Annotated in this window: 15 protein-coding genes; all 15 read left to right on the top strand. The window is 59.3% G+C overall.

Annotated elements, in window-relative coordinates; genetic code table 11:
- The first annotated feature begins 3 nt into the window (after positions 1–3).
- The 15 genes from QP978_RS09710 to tyrS all read left to right on the top strand — a co-directional run bounded on the left by QP978_RS09710 (position 4) and on the right by tyrS (position 15,693).
- Positions 4–840, top strand: coding sequence for a trypsin-like serine protease (locus QP978_RS09710; RefSeq protein ID WP_049193942.1), 837 nt, complete (start codon positions 4–6; stop codon positions 838–840).
- 180 nt (positions 841–1,020) lie between these two features.
- Positions 1,021–2,061 (top strand): N-acetyl-gamma-glutamyl-phosphate reductase, encoded by a 1,041-nt coding sequence (gene argC, locus QP978_RS09705; RefSeq protein WP_176719137.1) that lies wholly within the window; start codon positions 1,021–1,023, stop codon positions 2,059–2,061.
- Complete coding sequence (gene argJ / locus QP978_RS09700) at positions 2,058–3,266, top strand: bifunctional glutamate N-acetyltransferase/amino-acid acetyltransferase ArgJ (RefSeq protein ID WP_016422898.1); 1,209 nt, start codon at positions 2,058–2,060, stop codon at positions 3,264–3,266. Before argC ends, argJ begins: the two co-directional genes overlap by 4 nt.
- A 21-nt stretch (positions 3,267–3,287) precedes the next feature.
- Entirely contained in the window at positions 3,288–4,181 is an 894-nt protein-coding gene (gene argB, locus QP978_RS09695) for an acetylglutamate kinase (protein WP_016422897.1), read from the top strand.
- Between the two features lie 58 nt (positions 4,182–4,239).
- On the top strand, positions 4,240–5,445 hold the full coding sequence (locus tag QP978_RS09690; protein ID WP_070605568.1) for an acetylornithine transaminase: 1,206 nt from the start codon (positions 4,240–4,242) through the stop codon (positions 5,443–5,445).
- Positions 5,446–5,451: 6 nt separating this feature from the next.
- Positions 5,452–6,393, top strand: a complete 942-nt coding sequence (gene argF / locus QP978_RS09685; protein WP_284857120.1) for an ornithine carbamoyltransferase — start codon at positions 5,452–5,454, stop codon at positions 6,391–6,393.
- A gap of 4 nt (positions 6,394–6,397) precedes the next feature.
- Positions 6,398–6,880 (top strand): arginine repressor, encoded by a 483-nt coding sequence (locus QP978_RS09680; protein ID WP_005511719.1) that lies wholly within the window; start codon positions 6,398–6,400, stop codon positions 6,878–6,880.
- Positions 6,881–6,929: 49 nt separating this feature from the next.
- Positions 6,930–8,129 (top strand): argininosuccinate synthase, encoded by a 1,200-nt coding sequence (locus QP978_RS09675; protein ID WP_070566256.1) that lies wholly within the window; start codon positions 6,930–6,932, stop codon positions 8,127–8,129.
- A 45-nt stretch (positions 8,130–8,174) separates the two neighbouring features.
- Positions 8,175–9,614 carry an argininosuccinate lyase gene (argH, locus tag QP978_RS09670; protein ID WP_016422893.1) on the top strand — a complete coding sequence of 480 codons (1,440 nt, stop codon included), beginning with the start codon at positions 8,175–8,177 and terminating at the stop codon, positions 9,612–9,614.
- Between the two features lie 524 nt (positions 9,615–10,138).
- Positions 10,139–11,290 carry a hypothetical protein gene (locus QP978_RS09665; RefSeq protein ID WP_284857119.1) on the top strand — a complete coding sequence of 384 codons (1,152 nt, stop codon included), beginning with the start codon at positions 10,139–10,141 and terminating at the stop codon, positions 11,288–11,290.
- 12 nt (positions 11,291–11,302) lie between these two features.
- Positions 11,303–12,928, top strand: a complete 1,626-nt coding sequence (locus tag QP978_RS09660; protein WP_284857118.1) for a VWA domain-containing protein — start codon at positions 11,303–11,305, stop codon at positions 12,926–12,928.
- The gene (locus tag QP978_RS09655) at positions 12,915–13,562 is read left to right on the top strand and encodes a hypothetical protein (RefSeq protein ID WP_070607839.1); all 648 of its coding nucleotides are present in this window, start codon (positions 12,915–12,917) and stop codon (positions 13,560–13,562) included. Before QP978_RS09660 ends, QP978_RS09655 begins: the two co-directional genes overlap by 14 nt.
- The gene (locus tag QP978_RS09650; RefSeq protein ID WP_005511714.1) at positions 13,552–13,725 is read left to right on the top strand and encodes a Trm112 family protein; all 174 of its coding nucleotides are present in this window, start codon (positions 13,552–13,554) and stop codon (positions 13,723–13,725) included. The genes QP978_RS09655 and QP978_RS09650 overlap by 11 nt, the downstream gene beginning before the upstream one ends.
- Positions 13,726–14,376: a DNA-3-methyladenine glycosylase gene (locus QP978_RS09645; protein WP_284857117.1), complete on the top strand. Its 651-nt coding sequence runs from the start codon at positions 13,726–13,728 to the stop codon at positions 14,374–14,376.
- A 48-nt stretch (positions 14,377–14,424) separates the two neighbouring features.
- Entirely contained in the window at positions 14,425–15,693 is a 1,269-nt protein-coding gene (gene tyrS, locus QP978_RS09640) for a tyrosine--tRNA ligase (RefSeq protein ID WP_284857116.1), read from the top strand.
- Positions 15,694–16,147 lie beyond the last annotated feature (454 nt).

Below are 16,147 nucleotides of genomic sequence, written 5' to 3'. Positions count from 1 at the left end.
CCCATGATTGGCAACTTGCGGCACCGCGACAACAGGCTGGATAGCGCAGAGGTGCGAGAGCAGCGCGTTGGGGCGTGCGCGGTGAGCAGCGCGAAGTCTGCGGCGACTGTGGCGGCAGCTGCTGTCACGGCAGGTCTGTTGCTCACCGGCGTGCCGAGTGCGGCTGCGCTGGTTGGCGGGGAGGCTGCTGCGCCTAGTGTGGCGGCGGACTCCGTGGTGTCAATCATGGTCCAGACCAGTCCCCATACCGGAAACTTTTGCACGGGAACTGCAATCGCCCCGCAGTGGGTAATGACCGCAGCCCACTGCGTGCGTGATGTCCCGCAGCAGGTTGGGGAAGTCGAGGTCGGTTTCGGTCCGGATGCCCGGCGTGTACCGATTGATCGCTGGGAGATTGCACCCACCGGTGACGTAGCGCTTGTTCACCTTGCGGGCGACGCAGCTCTTCCGGAGTATCCCGCAATGGAACGTCGTCAAGCGTTTTCGGAGCAAGAAACGGCAGGCACGGTCTATGGGCGATCGCTGCTCGGCGATGTTGCGGACGGCACGCTGCCGTCGGCGACCGTCACCGCTTCGATGTGTCCGGTGAAGTATCAACAATGCGTGCGGGAAGACTCCGTGTTGGCGCGCATGGAGCGCCCCGCGGCGTTGCAGGTGGGCGATTCGGGCGGACCGCTTTTTATCGACGGCCAGCTAGCGGCGGTGTTCTCGGGCGCGGTGGCTTTTGATGGCAGCGTGGCACCGGAGGAGTCGGGTTACTATCTCTACACCACGACGTCATCGGTGGCGCAGTGGGCAGATGGCGTGATGAGTCAGGTGCCAAGCGTCGTAGTTGAATAGTCCGGCGTTGAGTAATCCGGCGCGCTGATTGAATGGCCGGCTCGGCGAACCAGATGTATGTACCGACGACGGCGTTATATTCATAATTCACTCACGTCACATCGATAGAATTCCAGCACTTTGGCAACGAATTCTATGAATATCTTGCAACGCAGTGAATAAAAGTGTTGAATGTTTGGCATGAGTATTTCCGTTGCCATTGCTGGTGCGACCGGTTACGCAGGAGGAGAGATCCTCCGCCTCCTGTTGTCGCACCCGGCGTATCTTTCCGGCGAACTGACCATCGGCGCACTAACGGGAGCATCCAACGCGGGTGCTCGTGTGGGCGATATTATGCCTCATGTGGCACCTTTGGCTGACCGCCGTATTGAGCCGACTAATGGTGACACACTCGCTGGGCATGACGTGGTGTTCCTCGGTCTGCCCCACGGTCATTCGGCTGCGATTGCAGAGCAGTTGGGCGATGACACGGTGATTATTGACTGCGGCGCGGATTTCCGCCTGCAGGATGCCGACGAGTGGGAGCACTACTACGGCTCGGAGCACGCCGGTACCTGGACTTACGGTATTCCGGAGCTGCCGGGCAACAGGGAAGTAGTGGCTGCTTCCAAGCGTATTGCTGTGCCGGGTTGTTTCCCCACTGGCGGGACTATTACGGCACTGCCGGCAGTTGCAAAGGGCCTGGTCGAGCCGGATCTGTCCGTTGTTTCTATCACCGGTACCTCTGGTGCGGGCAAGAAGGCAGCTGTGCCCCTGCTCGGGTCCGAGGTCATGGGCAATCTCCGCGCCTACAACACTGCGGGCAAGCACCGCCACACCGCAGAGTTCCTACAAAACCTCAAGCCGTACGCAGAGGCTCTCACCGTCAGCTTCACGCCGGTGCTCGCTCCGACGTCGCGCGGCATTCTCACCACCATCACCGCTCCGCTTGTCGACGGGGTGACGGAGGCAACCGCACGGGAGGCCTACCTCGAGTTCTACAAGGGTGAGCCGTTTGTGCAGGTGTTGGCCGAAGGGCTGCAGCCGCAGACGCAGTCGGTAATTGGCTCTAACTTGGTTCAGATTCAGGTTGAGGTAGATGAACGCGCCAAGCGTCTGGTGCTGACCTCGGCGATTGACAATCTGACAAAGGGCACCGGTGGTGCCGCAGTTCAGTGCATGAATTTGGTTACTGGACAGAATGAAACTGCAGGACTTCCATTGGTAGGAGTTGCCCCATGATGAAGGAAGAAAAAGAAGGTCTCGTCAACGTCGCTGGTGACGAAGGCGGCGTATGTGCACCTCAGGGGTTCGTGGCCAGTGGTGTCATTGCAGGCATCAAGGTCAGCGGAAACCCGGACATGGCGCTCATCGTAAACCAGGGGCCGGAGAAGACTGCCGCGGCTGTCTTTACTACCAACCGTGTCCAGGCTGCGCCGGTGACGGTATCCAAGAAGCACATCGCTGACGGCAAGCTGTCCGCTGTGGTGCTGAACTCGGGCAATGCCAACGCCTGCAATGGTCAGCCGGGTATTTCCGACGCCCTCGAAGTCTGCCAGAAGGTCGCAGATGAGCTCGGCGTCGATGTTACCGAGATTGGTACCTGCTCCACCGGCTTGATTGGTGACCGGCTGCCGATGGACATTGTTCTGGCAGGTGTGCCGAAGCTTTGTGAGAATCTGGGCAGCGATGCCGCCGCAGGTACGGCTGCAGCAGAAGCCATCTTGACCACTGACTTGGTGGCAAAGCAGGCCGTTGCGCATGGTGACGGATTCACTGTCGGCGCTATGGGCAAGGGTGTTGGCATGATTAGCCCGTCGATGGCCACGATGCTCGGTGTGATTACGACGGATGCGTCGGTAAGCGCAGAAATGGCGCACGAGGCTATTGCCAAGGCGAGCGAGGTTACGTTTAACCGCCTAGATATTGATGGCTCCACATCCACCAATGACACCGTCATCATCTTGGCTAACGGCGCCTCTGGTGTGAAGCCCTCGCAGGAGGAGCTCGACCAGGCAGTGCTCAGTGTGTGTGATTCCATCGCACGCCAGATGCAGTCGGACGCCGAAGGTGTGACCAAGCGTGTGTCCGTGACCGTGCGTGGCACCGGTGGCGCGGAAGATGCCCTGGTAGCTGCTCGAATCATCGGCCGCGACAACCTCTTCAAGTGTGCGATGTTCGGTTCGGACCCGAACTGGGGTCGTGTGCTGGCGGCTGTCGGCACTGCACCGGTGGATATGGATCCGGAGCACATCACTGTTTCCTTCAACGGTCATGTAGTCTGTCGCGATACCGGTGGCACGCCTGATGCTCGTGAAGTGGATCTCTCCGGCAAGGACATTGCCGTGGAGGTTGACCTCGGTACTGGTAATCCGGAAGAGGCCACGATTCGTACGACTGACCTTTCCCACGACTACGTTCACATCAACTCGGCATATTCGTCGTAAAGGTTTTGAGGAGACTCTGCAATGGTTCACCAGTTGACCGAAGGGCTGTCCTTCGAACAGCGGGCACATGTGCTGGCGGAAGCACTGCCGTGGCTGCAGCACCACCGCGACAAGATTGTGGTGGTCAAGTACGGCGGTAACGCGATGACCGACCTGAAACTGAAGAAGGCCTTCGCGCAGGACATGGTTTTTCTGCGCACCGTGGGGGTGAAGCCGGTGGTTGTCCACGGTGGCGGCCCCCAAATTTCGTCGATGCTCAAGCGCCTGGGGCTGGAAGGAGAGTTCCGAGGCGGTTTCCGCGTCACGACTCCGGAGGTCATGGAAATTGTCCGCATGGTGCTCTTCGGGCAGGTCGGCCGCGAACTGGTGAACCTCATCAACGCCTACGGCCCCTATGCAGTGGGTACCTCTGGTGAGGACGGTGGCCTGTTCACTGGTACTCGACGCACGGTAAATGTCGGTGGCAAGGAGACAGATATCGGGCTGGTTGGCAATATCACCGAGGTGCACTCGGAAACGCTGTTGGACCTGATTGATGCAGGACGTATCCCGGTGGTCTCCACGATTGCGCCGTCCGCTGACGGCAAAGAGGTTTACAACATCAACGCCGACACGGCAGCAGGTGCACTGGCATCGGCAATTAACGCGAACCGTTTGGTGATTCTGACTAATGTCGAGGGTCTCTACACGGATTGGCCGAACCGCGATTCGCTGGTGTCAAGGATTTCCACTTCTCATCTGCGAGAAATCCTTCCGACGCTGGATTCCGGAATGATTCCGAAGATGGAGTCCTGCCTGAACGCAGTGGATCAGGGAGTGCCTGCGGCCCACGTTATCGACGGCCGCCAGCCGCACTCGGTGCTGCTGGAGCTGATGACTTCCGGCGGTATCGGCACAATGGTAGAGCCCGGATAAGGCAGAAAAGACGGACAAGAATTTACCGACATACATGTTAGGCAGGTCGAAAGACGACATGAGCGACTTCAAGCAGCAGTGGCAACACACGATGATGAACAATTACGGCACGCCGCGCATTGAGCTTGTGCAGGGTAAGGGCGCTATTGTCACGGATTCCGAGGGCAAGGAATACCTGGACCTGCTCGCCGGTATTGCAGTCAACGCGTTGGGGCACGCACATCCGGCAATCGTGGAAGCTGTGTCCAAGCAGATTTCCACGATGGGGCACGTGTCCAACATTTTCGCCTCTGAGCCGCCGCTGGCACTGGGCGAGAAGCTCATCGAGCTGACTGGCTGGGACACTGATGACACCCGGATTATGTTCTGCAACTCCGGCACCGAGGCCAATGAGGCCGCGTTCAAGCTGGCACGTTTGACGGGACGCAACCGCATTATCGCGACCCACCACGGGTTCCATGGCCGCACCATGGGCGCACTTGCCATGACCGGTCAGCCGGACAAGCGCACCCCGTTCGAACCGATGCCGGGTGGAGTCGAGTTCGTGCCGTACGGTGACATTGACTTCCTCACCAAGACCATCGAATCCGATCCGTTGGGTGTCGCTGCGGTGATTCTGGAACCAATTCAGGGTGAGACCGGTGTGGTCGCACCGCCAGAGGGATACCTCGCTGCCGTCCGCGAACTGACCAAGCGCTTCGACGTTCTCATGATTGTCGACGAAGTACAGACCGGCATCGGCCGTACCGGCCAGTGGTTTGCCCACCAGCACGATGGCATCGTGCCGGATGTCATGACCCTGGCGAAGGGGCTCGGCGGCGGCCTGCCGCTGGGTGCTGTCATCGCCAACGGCCGCGCAGCGGAACTGTTTACTCCTGGTGCGCACGGCACCACCTTTGGTGGCAATCCGGTCTGTGCCGCTGCCGGCCTGGCCGTCATCGAGACGCTGGAAGAAGAAAAGCTGCTCAATCGAGTCACCGAGAAGGGCAAGGTCCTGGCTCGCAAGCTCGCGTCGTTAAGCCATGTCGATCACGTGCGTGGTCGCGGCTTCATGCTTGGACTGGTGCTGCGCGAGAACCTGGCGAAGGAAGCGGTTAACGCCGGTTATGAACGTGGTGTCATTCTGAACGCTCCGCAGGCGAATGTGCTGCGTATTGTGCCGCCGTTGAACCTCAGCGATGAGGAAGTCAACCGCGCCGTCGAGTTGATTGATGCCTGCCTGAACGACGCCGTTGAGGCTGTCGCCAACAAAGGAAGGAATTAGAAACTGATGCTCCGTCATTTTCTCGCCGATGATGACCTGACTCCACAGGAGCAGGCTGAGGTGCTGCAGTTGGCTGCAGAGCTGAAGGTAGCGCCGTACTCCCGACGTCCGTTTGAGGGGCCACAGTCGGTTGCGGTGCTGTTCGACAAGACGTCGACTCGTACCCGTTTCTCCTTCGACGCTGGTATTGCGGCTCTGGGCGGCAACGCGATTGTGGTCGAAACCGGAAACTCCCAGATGGGCAAGGGCGAAACCTACCAGGACACCGCTGCTGTGCTCAGCCGCTTTGTCTCGGCAATTGTCTGGCGCACCTACGCACAGTCAGGGCTGGAGGCCATGTCTGAGACCGCGACGGTGCCGATTGTCAATGCGCTTTCCGACGAGTTCCACCCGTGCCAGATTCTCGCTGACCTGCAGACCATCATCGAGCACAAGTGCCCGGAGGAAGGCCAGGCGGGACTGCGTGGCAAGAAGGCTGTGTACTTCGGCGATGGTGCCAACAACATGGCCAACTCCTACCTCGTGGGCTTCGCCACCGCAGGTCTGGACGTCACCATCTGTGCACCGGAGGACTTCCAGCCGGAGCAGGTCTACGTCGACCGCGCCAAGAAGGTCGCGGAGCAGACCGGTGCGGCCGTGTCCGTGACCGCGGACGTCGATGAGGCCATTGCCGGTGCCGACGTTGTCATCACCGATACCTGGGTCAGCATGGGGCAGGAGAACGACGGCCTGGATCGGCGTACTCCGTTCCTGCCGTACCAGGTCAACGCTGAGCTGATGGCCAAGGCAAATGAGGATGCCATCTTCCTGCACTGCCTGCCGGCATACCGTGGCAACGAAGTTACTGCCGAGGTCATCGATGGCCCGCAGTCGGTAGTCTTCGACGAGGCGGAAAACCGCATGCACGCTCAGAAGGCGTTGCTGACCTGGCTGGTGGAGAGGCAGTAAGGTCATGACCGCAGCACAACCAGGATCTCGCACAGCTCGGCAGACGCGCATCGCTGACCTGCTGGCGCAGCATCACGTGTCCAGTCAGGTTCAGCTCGTCGAGCTGCTTGCCGACGAAGGCATTGAGATTGCGCAAGCGACGTTGTCCAGAGACCTCGATGAGCTGGGCGCCCGAAAGATTCGCGATGGAGCCAACGGTTCGCGTTATTCCATCGTCGAAGATGCACTCGCTGTCTCCAGCGGGGCAGTGGCCAGGATGCGGCGCGTTTTAGACGAGCTGCTGGTCTCTATTGATCATTCGGGCACCATCGCGGTTGTGCGTACACCACCGGGAGCCGCACAGTATCTAGCCAGTGTGATTGACCGTGCGGGACTCAAAGAAATCGTTGGCACAATTGCGGGAGATGACACCGTAATGTGCCTGGCTAGAGAACCACTTTCCGGCGCTGACCTAGCCCAGCGTCTAGCCGCCGGAACGAACCAGTAAACTATTCCACGAAATGCTTTAAAGCACCGATTAAAGGAGCGCTTACCCTATGACCAACCGGGTTATTCTTGCTTACTCTGGTGGCCTCGACACCACCGTTGCTATTCCGTACCTCAAGGAAATGACCGACGGCGAGGTCGTCGCAGTTTCCATCGATGTCGGACAGGGCGGCGAGGACATGGAGTCCGTGCGTCAGCGCGCTCTGGACGCCGGCGCTGTCGAAGCTGTCGTTGTCGACGCTAAGGACGAGTTCGCCGAGGAGTACTGCCTGCCGACCATTAAGGCCAATGGTCTCTACATGAAGCAGTACCCGCTGGTTTCTGCACTGTCTCGCCCGCTAATTGTTAAGCACATGGCGAAGGCTGCAGAGGAGTTCGGTGGCACTCACGTCGCACACGGCTGCACCGGTAAGGGCAATGACCAGGTCCGTTTCGAGGTTGGTTTCGCCAACACCGCCCCGGATCTGAAGATTATTGCTCCGGCTCGTGACTTCGCTTGGACCCGTGACAAGGCTATTGCCTTCGCTGAGGAGAAGGGTCTGCCAATTGAGCAGTCCAAGTCCTCTCCGTTCTCCATTGACCAGAACCTCTTCGGTCGTGCCATTGAGACCGGCTACCTGGAGGACCTGTGGAACGCACCGACCAAGGATGTCTACGCGTACACCGAGGATCCGACCCTGAACTTCAGCTCCCCGGACGAGGTCATCATCTCCTTCGAGGATGGTAAGCCGACTGCCATCGACGGCAAGATGGTTTCCGTGCTTGAGGCCATCGAAGAGATGAACCGCCGCGCTGGTGCTCAGGGCATCGGTCGTCTGGACATGGTTGAAGACCGCCTGGTCGGCATTAAGTCCCGCGAGATCTACGAGGCTCCGGGCGCAATTGCCATCATGGCCGCACACGCAGCGCTCGAGGACGTCACCGTTGAGCGTGAGCTGGCTCGTTACAAGCGCCAGGTCGAGGGCGAGTGGGCCAACCTGGTCTACGACGGCCTGTGGTTCTCGCCGCTGAAGCGCGCGCTGGATGCCTTCATCGAGGAGTCCCAGAAGGGCGTTTCCGGTGACATCCGCATGGTCATGCACGCAGGTCACTGCAACGTCAACGGTCGTCGCTCGAACACCTCGCTGTACGACTTCAACCTGGCTACCTACGACGAGGGCGACACCTTCGACCAGACCCTGGCTCGCGGTTTTGTCGAGCTGCACGGCCTGTCCTCGAAGATGGCCGCAAAGCGCGACTTCAAACTGTAAAGATTCTCCAGAGCGACTAGAGCGAAAGGCCTATTGGAAAAGACAATGGTCGAAAAGCACGGTACCAACGAAGGCTCCCTGTGGGGCGGCCGCTTTGCCGGTGGCCCGTCCGAGGCGATGGCCGCATTGAGCAAGTCCACCCATTTTGACTGGGTGCTCGCGCCTTACGACGTTCTTGCGTCCAAGGCTCACGCCCGAGTTCTGCATGCCCGTGGGCTGCTCAGCGATGCCGACTTTGACACCATGATCGAAGGCCTTGATCAGCTCGGTCGCGACGTTGCCTCCGGCGAATTTGGTCCGGAGCCGACGGATGAGGACGTCCACGGTGCCATGGAGCGCGGTCTGATTGATCGCGTCGGCCCGGAGGTCGGCGGTCGCCTGCGCGCTGGTCGTTCCCGCAATGACCAGGTGGCAACTCTGTTCCGCATGTGGCTGCGCGATGCCGTGCGCGGCGTCGCACTGGATGTCACTGACCTGGTTGCCGCCCTGGTGGCTCAGTCCAAGGCACATCCGGATGCCATCATGCCGGGCAAGACCCACTCCCAGGCAGCGCAGCCGGTATTGCTGGCCCACCAGTTGCTGGCTCACGCGCATCCGCTGCTGCGCGATCTGGACCGCATCCGCGATCTCGACCGTCGACTGGCTGTGTCCCCGTACGGTTCTGGTGCGCTCGCAGGGTCCTCGCTGCACTTGGATCCGGAAGCCATTGCTGAAGAGCTCGGCTTCGACTCTGCCACGGACAACTCCATTGACGGCACTTCTTCGCGTGACTTCGCCTCTGAGGCGGCATTCGTCTTCGCCCAGATTGCCGTGGACATGTCTCGCCTGGCAGAGGAAATCATCTACTGGGCCACCCCGGAGTACGGTTACGTCACTCTGGCTGATGCCTGGTCGACTGGATCCTCCATCATGCCGCAGAAGAAGAACCCGGACGTGGCAGAGCTGACCCGCGGTAAGACCGGTCGCCTGATCGGTAATCTTGCAGGGCTCATGGCCACGCTGAAGGCTCAGCCGCTGGCCTACAACCGCGACCTCCAGGAGGACAAGGAGCCTCTGGTGGACTCGGTCGAGCAGCTAACCCTACTGCTTCCGGCTTTGACCGGTCTAGTGGCAACGCTGACCTTCCACGAAGACCGTCTGCGCGAGCTCGCTCCGGCTGGCTACACCCTGGCCACGGACTTGGCTGAGTGGCTGGTCCGCGAGGGCGTACCGTTCCGCGACGCTCACGAGGCATCCGGCCAGTGTGTCCGCATCGCAGAGTCCAAGGGCGGTATCGGTCTGGACGAGCTTTCCGACGAGGACCTCGCCGGTGTCCACCCGGCACTGACTCCGAAGGTCCGTGAAGTGCTGACTATCGACGGCGCTGTGGCTTCCCGCGATACTCGCGGCGGCACTGCGGGTGTCCGTGTTGCAGAGCAGCTCGCTCGCGTCGACGAGAAGAACACTGAGCTAAAGCAGTGGGCTGAAAAGCCGGTTCGCGGCTAAAACTGGCAAAGCTGGCAACCTGCTAGCTCAGCTAACGCGGCTAATTAATCGGTGTGCGGTCAATCGACCGCACGCCGATTTTTTACAGCCCGGGGAGAAAGTAGAAAAACCAGCAACCCGACAACTGATGACCCGACAACTGGCAACCTCGGTAACTGGCAACCCGAAAAATTACGGGCTCCACGTGCGAATACGGGCTGCAAATGTGAAACTGTGTAAGTTTATGACACTTTCAGGCCATTTTTCAGGCCATTTTTGTCATAAACGTAGTCAGTAACTCGGATTGACCCGCCGCCGCCAGTCATAAACGTAGTCAGTAACTCGGATCGACCCGCCGCCGTCAGTAACCCAGTAATGCCAGGGTGCCCCTGAAGTGACGCAGATTACTGATTATTTCTATATCTGTTGCCAGGTTTGTCCGGGTCTCTTACCATAATTTCATGGTGGAAAGTACGCGGTCGAGCGGTGGAAATCGCAGCTCACGAGATAAAAATAAAAATCAGAGTGGTAGCAAGAAAGGGTGCATGGGCCCGGGGGCAATTCTTGCAGTCATTTTGATTGTCATCGCGGCTGTTGCAGTCTATGTCGGTCGTGGCGGTAGTATTCCAGGTTTTTCTGGTGGCAGCTCCGGAGGAAACCGTGATTTCTTCGGTGGTGAAAAGACCGTCGTCAAGGCGATTGTTGGCTCTGAGAAAAAGCCCTTCTTCGAAGACAAAGAGGTCCAGAAAGCTCTTGCCTCTCACGGCTATGTGGTGGAAGTAAAGACGGCGGGTTCGCGTCGGATGGCCACGGATGTGGATCTGGATTCCTTCGACTTGGCGTTCCCGTCGTCGGCACCGGCAGCGGAGAAAATTGCCGAGAAGATGAGCGGCGCTGAGCGGTACGACGTCTTCTATACGCCGATGGCGATCGCTACTTTCGACAACATCTTGCAGGCGCTGGAGCGGGAAAATGTTGCTCGTCAACAGGGCAATACGTGGCAGGTAGATATGGCAGCACTGGCCACGATGCAGCACGACAATGTCCGCTGGCGTGACTTCGCGGAGAACGATTATCCGTCGCCACGCACGGTGCAGATGTCCACGACGGACATTCGTTCGTCGAACTCGGCCGCGATGTACTTGTCGCTCATGTCTTGGATTACCAATGAAGGCCGGATTGTGTCCGACAATGGGCAGGTCAATGCGGTCTTGCCAGAGCTCACCCCGCTGTTCACCGGCCAGGGGTACACGGAATCCTCGTCGGCTGCGCCATTCTCGGACTACCTCTCGCAGGGCGTCGGTTCGAAGCCAATGGTGATGGTCTACGAGTCGCAATTCCTGGGGGAGGATGGTGCCCAGAACAGCCGATTGAAGCCGGAAATGCGCTTGGCGTATCCATCGCCGACGATTCTGAGTACTCACGTGGCATTGGGCTTTAACGACAACGGTGCTGCGGTCGCGCGACTTCTCGCTGAAGACCCTGAGCTTCAGAAGCTGGCGGCAAAGCACGGTTACCGATCCAGCCAGCCTGAGGCAATGGAGGAGTTCCAGACGCAGTTGAAGACGGGGCAGGAGGTCTCCACCGATTTTGTGGACTCCATTGACCCGCCGAGTTTCGACATCCTCGAGCAGCTCATTGAGGGTGTTTCCCGCGGATACCAGGGCCCGCCGAGGCCGGAAACGGAAGAGGGGTAAAGCAGAATGTTCATGTACAAGGCACCAACTGCCCTCCGCAAAATGCTTCTTGCCCTCGTCGGTGTGCTCGGCATCTTCACTGTCGCGGCCTGCTCCGACGGTGGCTTGAACCTGTCGCTGGGCTCCGACGATGAGAAGACGAACAAGGTCAATGTCGATTCGGACCTCAAGGGCTCGACTATGCGCATCGCCGGGGCCACGGAGCTTGCAGAGCTCCAGCCGCTGATGCAAAAGGCTTCCGACGACCTCGGCTTTACTATCAACCTCGAGCTTCTCGACGGCACTGTGAAGAACAGCCACGCTCTTGTCGACGGTGACTTCGACAACCAATTTGATGCCACCTGGTTTGCTACCAACCGGTACGTTGATCTTCTCGGCGGGGCTGACAAGCTCGGTGAAGCCAAGAAAGTCGCCACTTCACCGGTAGCATTTGGCATCCATTCGTCCAAGGCGCGGGAACTCGGTTGGGATACCAAGCAGCCGACGTGGGGTGAGATCGCGGAGGCTGCGTCGTCAGGCAAATTGACCTACGGCATGACCAACCCCACGGAATCGAACTCGGGCTTTTCCGGTGTGGTGTCGGTTGCGACCGCGTTCGCCGACACCGGATCGGCGCTGACTACGGGGGATATCAACCGCACCACGCCTGAACTGCAGAAGTTCTTCGAGGGGCAGAAGATGACTTCGGGTTCGTCGGGGTGGCTGCGCGATAAATTCCTGGGCGAGCCGGACTCCGTCGACGCTCTCATCAACTATGAAGCTGTGTTGCAGCAAATGAACAAAGAGGGCGCTGACCTGGAAGTTGTTGTTCCGAGTGACGGCGTCATCAGTGCGGATTACCCGCTGACGCCGCTAGCTCAGCCGGCCAACGACCTCGCCGCGCGGCAGACGGAAGCACTCGGACAGTGGTTGGAAGCCAACTCACAGATTCTCGCCGATCACTTTCTACGTCCGGTCTCCGATGACGCCAACCTGCCGGAAAGCATGACCAACAACGTGATTATCGAGCTGCCTTTCCCGGGCGATCGCACAGTCACGGACCGCCTCATTGAGGCATACGACAATGACCTGCGCGTGCCCGGCGAGTCGGTCTTCGTTCTCGACACCTCCGGCTCAATGTTCGGTGACCGCATCGCGGACTTGCAGGCGACGATGCGCGCCATCGTCGACGGCAGCGCGCGCACCGAGACGGGAAGTGTGGGGTTGCGAAACCGGGAGATCGCGACGATTCTGCCGTTCAGTACGTCCGTCGGCGAGCCCACGACCACGACAATCGACGGTCCGGAATCGCGCGCTCAGCTCACCGCCGCGGTTGATGGACTGCTTGCCGAAGGTGAAACCGCGCTTTACGACGCCCTGATCCAAGCCTTCGACCTTCTCGGCAGCTCGGATAAGAACTCCATCCCGTCCATTGTGGTTCTGACCGATGGTCAGGTGACGTCGGGCAAGAGCTTTGCGGAGTTCCGCGACTTCTACCAGTCCAAGGGCGGGAATCTGCCACCGGTATTCGTCATCCGTTATGGCGAAGCGGACCCGAGAGAAATGCAGGAACTTGCGAACCTGACTGGTGGTAAGGTCTTTGAATCCCGTGAGACCGAGCTTGCTGATGTGTTCAAGGAGATTCGTGGCTACCAGTAAATCCTCCGGCACTTCCTCCGGCGGTGGCTTTCTTAACAGCCCCGCCAACATTGTCGGGCTCGTCCTTGCCATCGCCGTCGTGCTGCTGCACCTGATCGTTGGGCTTGGTTTCCTGTGGCCGGTTGTTGCGATTGCCGCGTGGGGCGCGTCGGTTGCTTTGTTGCCGAGGCAGAGCAAGGGAGCTCAGAAGTCCGTTAGCTCGGCGCCGAAGCCTGCGGTTGCTCAGCGCCGTCCGCTCAATCCGGTTGAGCTGCGCAGGAGCCTCCACCGGACATTGGGAACACTCTTTGAGCAGGAGCCTGGCGAAGAGCTGGGAGAAGCCGCATATGAGCTTGGCGTGACGCTCGAGTCTGTGCTTAGCGAGTGGAAGTATCTCAACAACTATCCCGAGCAGAAAGTGGTCATCGACGGCATCATCGAGGAGTACTTGCCACAGACGGTCAACTCTTACCTCGCAGTCCCGGAGCGCCTGCGTCATAAGGCCGAGGATCCGGCTCGGGAGTCCATCGAGCTGCTGCATTCCGCAGTGCGGAAGATTCAGGATGCCATCGGTCAGGACAACCTGATTGCCTTGGAAGGTCAGCGTGACACCCTGGCAATTCAGTTCGGTAAGGTAGTGGACTATGAGCCTTGATCCGAAACTCCTTGATATCCTCGCTTGCCCGCGTGACAAGGGGCCGCTTGAATACCTCGAAGACGAGCAGGTGCTGGTCAACCCCCGTCTGAAGATCGCCTACCGCATCGACGAAGGTATTCCCGTCATGCTTTCCGACGAAGCTATCGCCTGGGACAAGTAATTGCCTTTCTCGCTTCCCGACGGCTACAGCGTCCTCGACCGCACTGTGCTGTCGGGAGCTCCGATTGAGGCTGCGAAGACGCTGCTCGGCTGCGTAATTGTCATCCCCGCCGAGCATGTTATCGCCACCATCACGGAGGTCGAGGCCTATGGTGGCCCAGTTGACCAGCGCTATCCTGACCCGGCCGCGCACTGCTTCATGGGGCCAACCGCACGCAATCGCGCCATGTTTGGCCCGGCGGGGCATTGGTATATCTACCGCTCCTATGGCATCCACTTTTGCGCCAACATCACCAGCGCTACGGACGGCACGGGCGGGGGAGTATTAGTCCGCTCCGTACGCATTGAGCAGGGCCTGGATGCGGTGCGCCGTCGCCGCGGTGAAAAACCTGCGGTTGCGGGTCTCGGACGTGGTCCGGGCAATGTTGGTCAGGCGCTTGGCCTTGACTTAAATGACTATGGGGCAGATGCGCTGGATCCGTCGTCACGCGTGTTCGTGGCGCAGCCAGAGAGCATCAACCCGGATAAAGACATCCACGCGGGCCCGCGTGTGGGCGTTCGGCGAGCGGCGAATCGGCCTTGGCGGCTGTGGCTTCCGGACGATTCCGTCTCAGCCTATCGGCGCCACAAGAAGGCCGTTGAGGAGTTCTAGGTCACCCTCGCGGTGAACGTCGGCAAGCGAGACGTTACGATAGGGGACGTGACTGAACAGAACATTATCGACGAACTACAGTGGCGTGGCCTGATTAATCAGTCCACCGATGTTGACGCGCTGCGTGAGGCGTGCGAAAACCCCATTACTCTGTATTGCGGTTTTGACCCAACGGGCGATTCGCTGCACGCGGGCCACCTGGTTCCGATGATTATGTTGCGTCGTTTCCAGCTGGCCGGTCACCACCCAATTGCGCTGGCCGGTGGCGCCACGGGCTTCATTGGCGATCCGCGTGATGTCGGTGAGCGTTCGATGCTCAGCCAGGACACTATTGAGCACAACCTGGAGGCCATCAAGGGCCAGCTGCGTCGTTTCATTGACTTTGAGGGCGAGGCCCCGGCGACAATGGTCAATAATGCGGACTGGACTATGAACATGTCCGTCATTGACTTCCTTCGCGATGTCGGCAAGAACTTCTCCCTCAACACCATGCTCGACCGCGACACTGTGAAGCGTCGCCTCGAGTCTGACGGTATCTCCTACACCGAGTTTTCCTACATGCTGCTGCAGTCCAACGACTACGTGCAGCTGCGCCGCAACTACGATTGCGTGCTGCAGATTGGCGGCGGCGATCAGTGGGGCAACATCGTCTCTGGCGTCGATTTGAACAGGCGTATCGACGGTGCCAAGGTGCACGGCCTGACGGTGCCGCTGGTGACCGATGCGCAAGGTCAGAAGTTCGGTAAGTCCACCGGTGGTGGCAAGTTGTGGCTGGATGCTGAGAAGACCTCGCCGTACTCCTGGTACCAGTACTTCCTCAATGCCGGTGACTCGGTTGTTATTGACTACCTGCGTTGGTTCACCTTCCTGACTCAGGAGGAAATTGCGGAGTACGAGGTCGCTGTTGCGGAGCGTCCATTCAAGCGTGAAGCGCAGCGTCGTCTGGCGCAGGAGATGACCAACCTGGTTCACGGCGAAGAGGCCACCAAGGCTGTCGAGTTGGCGGCGCAGGCGCTGTTTGGACGCGCGGAGCTGACCGAGTTGGATGAGGCCACTCTGGCAGGTGCCGTTTCCGAGACCGAGGTTGCGGAGATTGCCGAAGGCGAGCCACGTACTGCTGTTGACCTTCTCGTTGCTGCGGGTCTTGCCAAGTCGAAGGGCGAGGCACGCCGCACCATTAAGGAAGGTGGCGCCTACGCCAATAACCAGCGCATCGAGGACGAAGCGTGGGAGCCGGCTGCCGAGGACATGCTGCATGGCAAGTGGATTGTGCTGCGCCGCGGTAAGAAGAACTTCGCTGGTGTGAAGTTCGTGTAAGCGCTGGTTGGTCTCCGTGTAGGTGCGTTGTTGGCCTCTAGATCAATTGGTGTTTATGCAGCTTGATTCTTTTTAGGTAGCTGGGCTAAGGCTCCGGGCAAGCTAGGAGAATGATGATTTCAGAATCATTGACTCCTGGTCAGTCCGGAGTCTTGGTTGTTTTAGGGGAGCGTAGAAACCGGCGCCAAGGTGGTAGTGATGAGCGAAATCTACCGGCTTTCGTCACGGTGTGGGGACTGTCGGTCCTAATGAATCGTTCTACTCCACAGGCAAAACGCTAGTTCATATCCATCTACCTGGGGTTTTGTGTCTTTGGTGGGGTGTGTGTAATGTATTCGGGGGTCAGCGCGGCCAGGCAGTTTATGTGTTTGGTTGGCTGATGTGGGGGAAATGTTTTCGTGCGGTTAGCCGCTGGGAGTCGTTGGTTTGACTTTCTGGTTAATTGTTTGTTAAT

The sequence above is a fragment of the Corynebacterium sp. MSK035 genome (assembly GCF_030232615.1).
GTDB classification, from domain to species: Bacteria; Actinomycetota; Actinomycetes; order Mycobacteriales; family Mycobacteriaceae; genus Corynebacterium; species Corynebacterium jeikeium_D.
The sequence above is the reverse complement of the archived record's forward strand: the minus strand, read 5'-3'. Positions and strand labels throughout refer to the sequence as shown.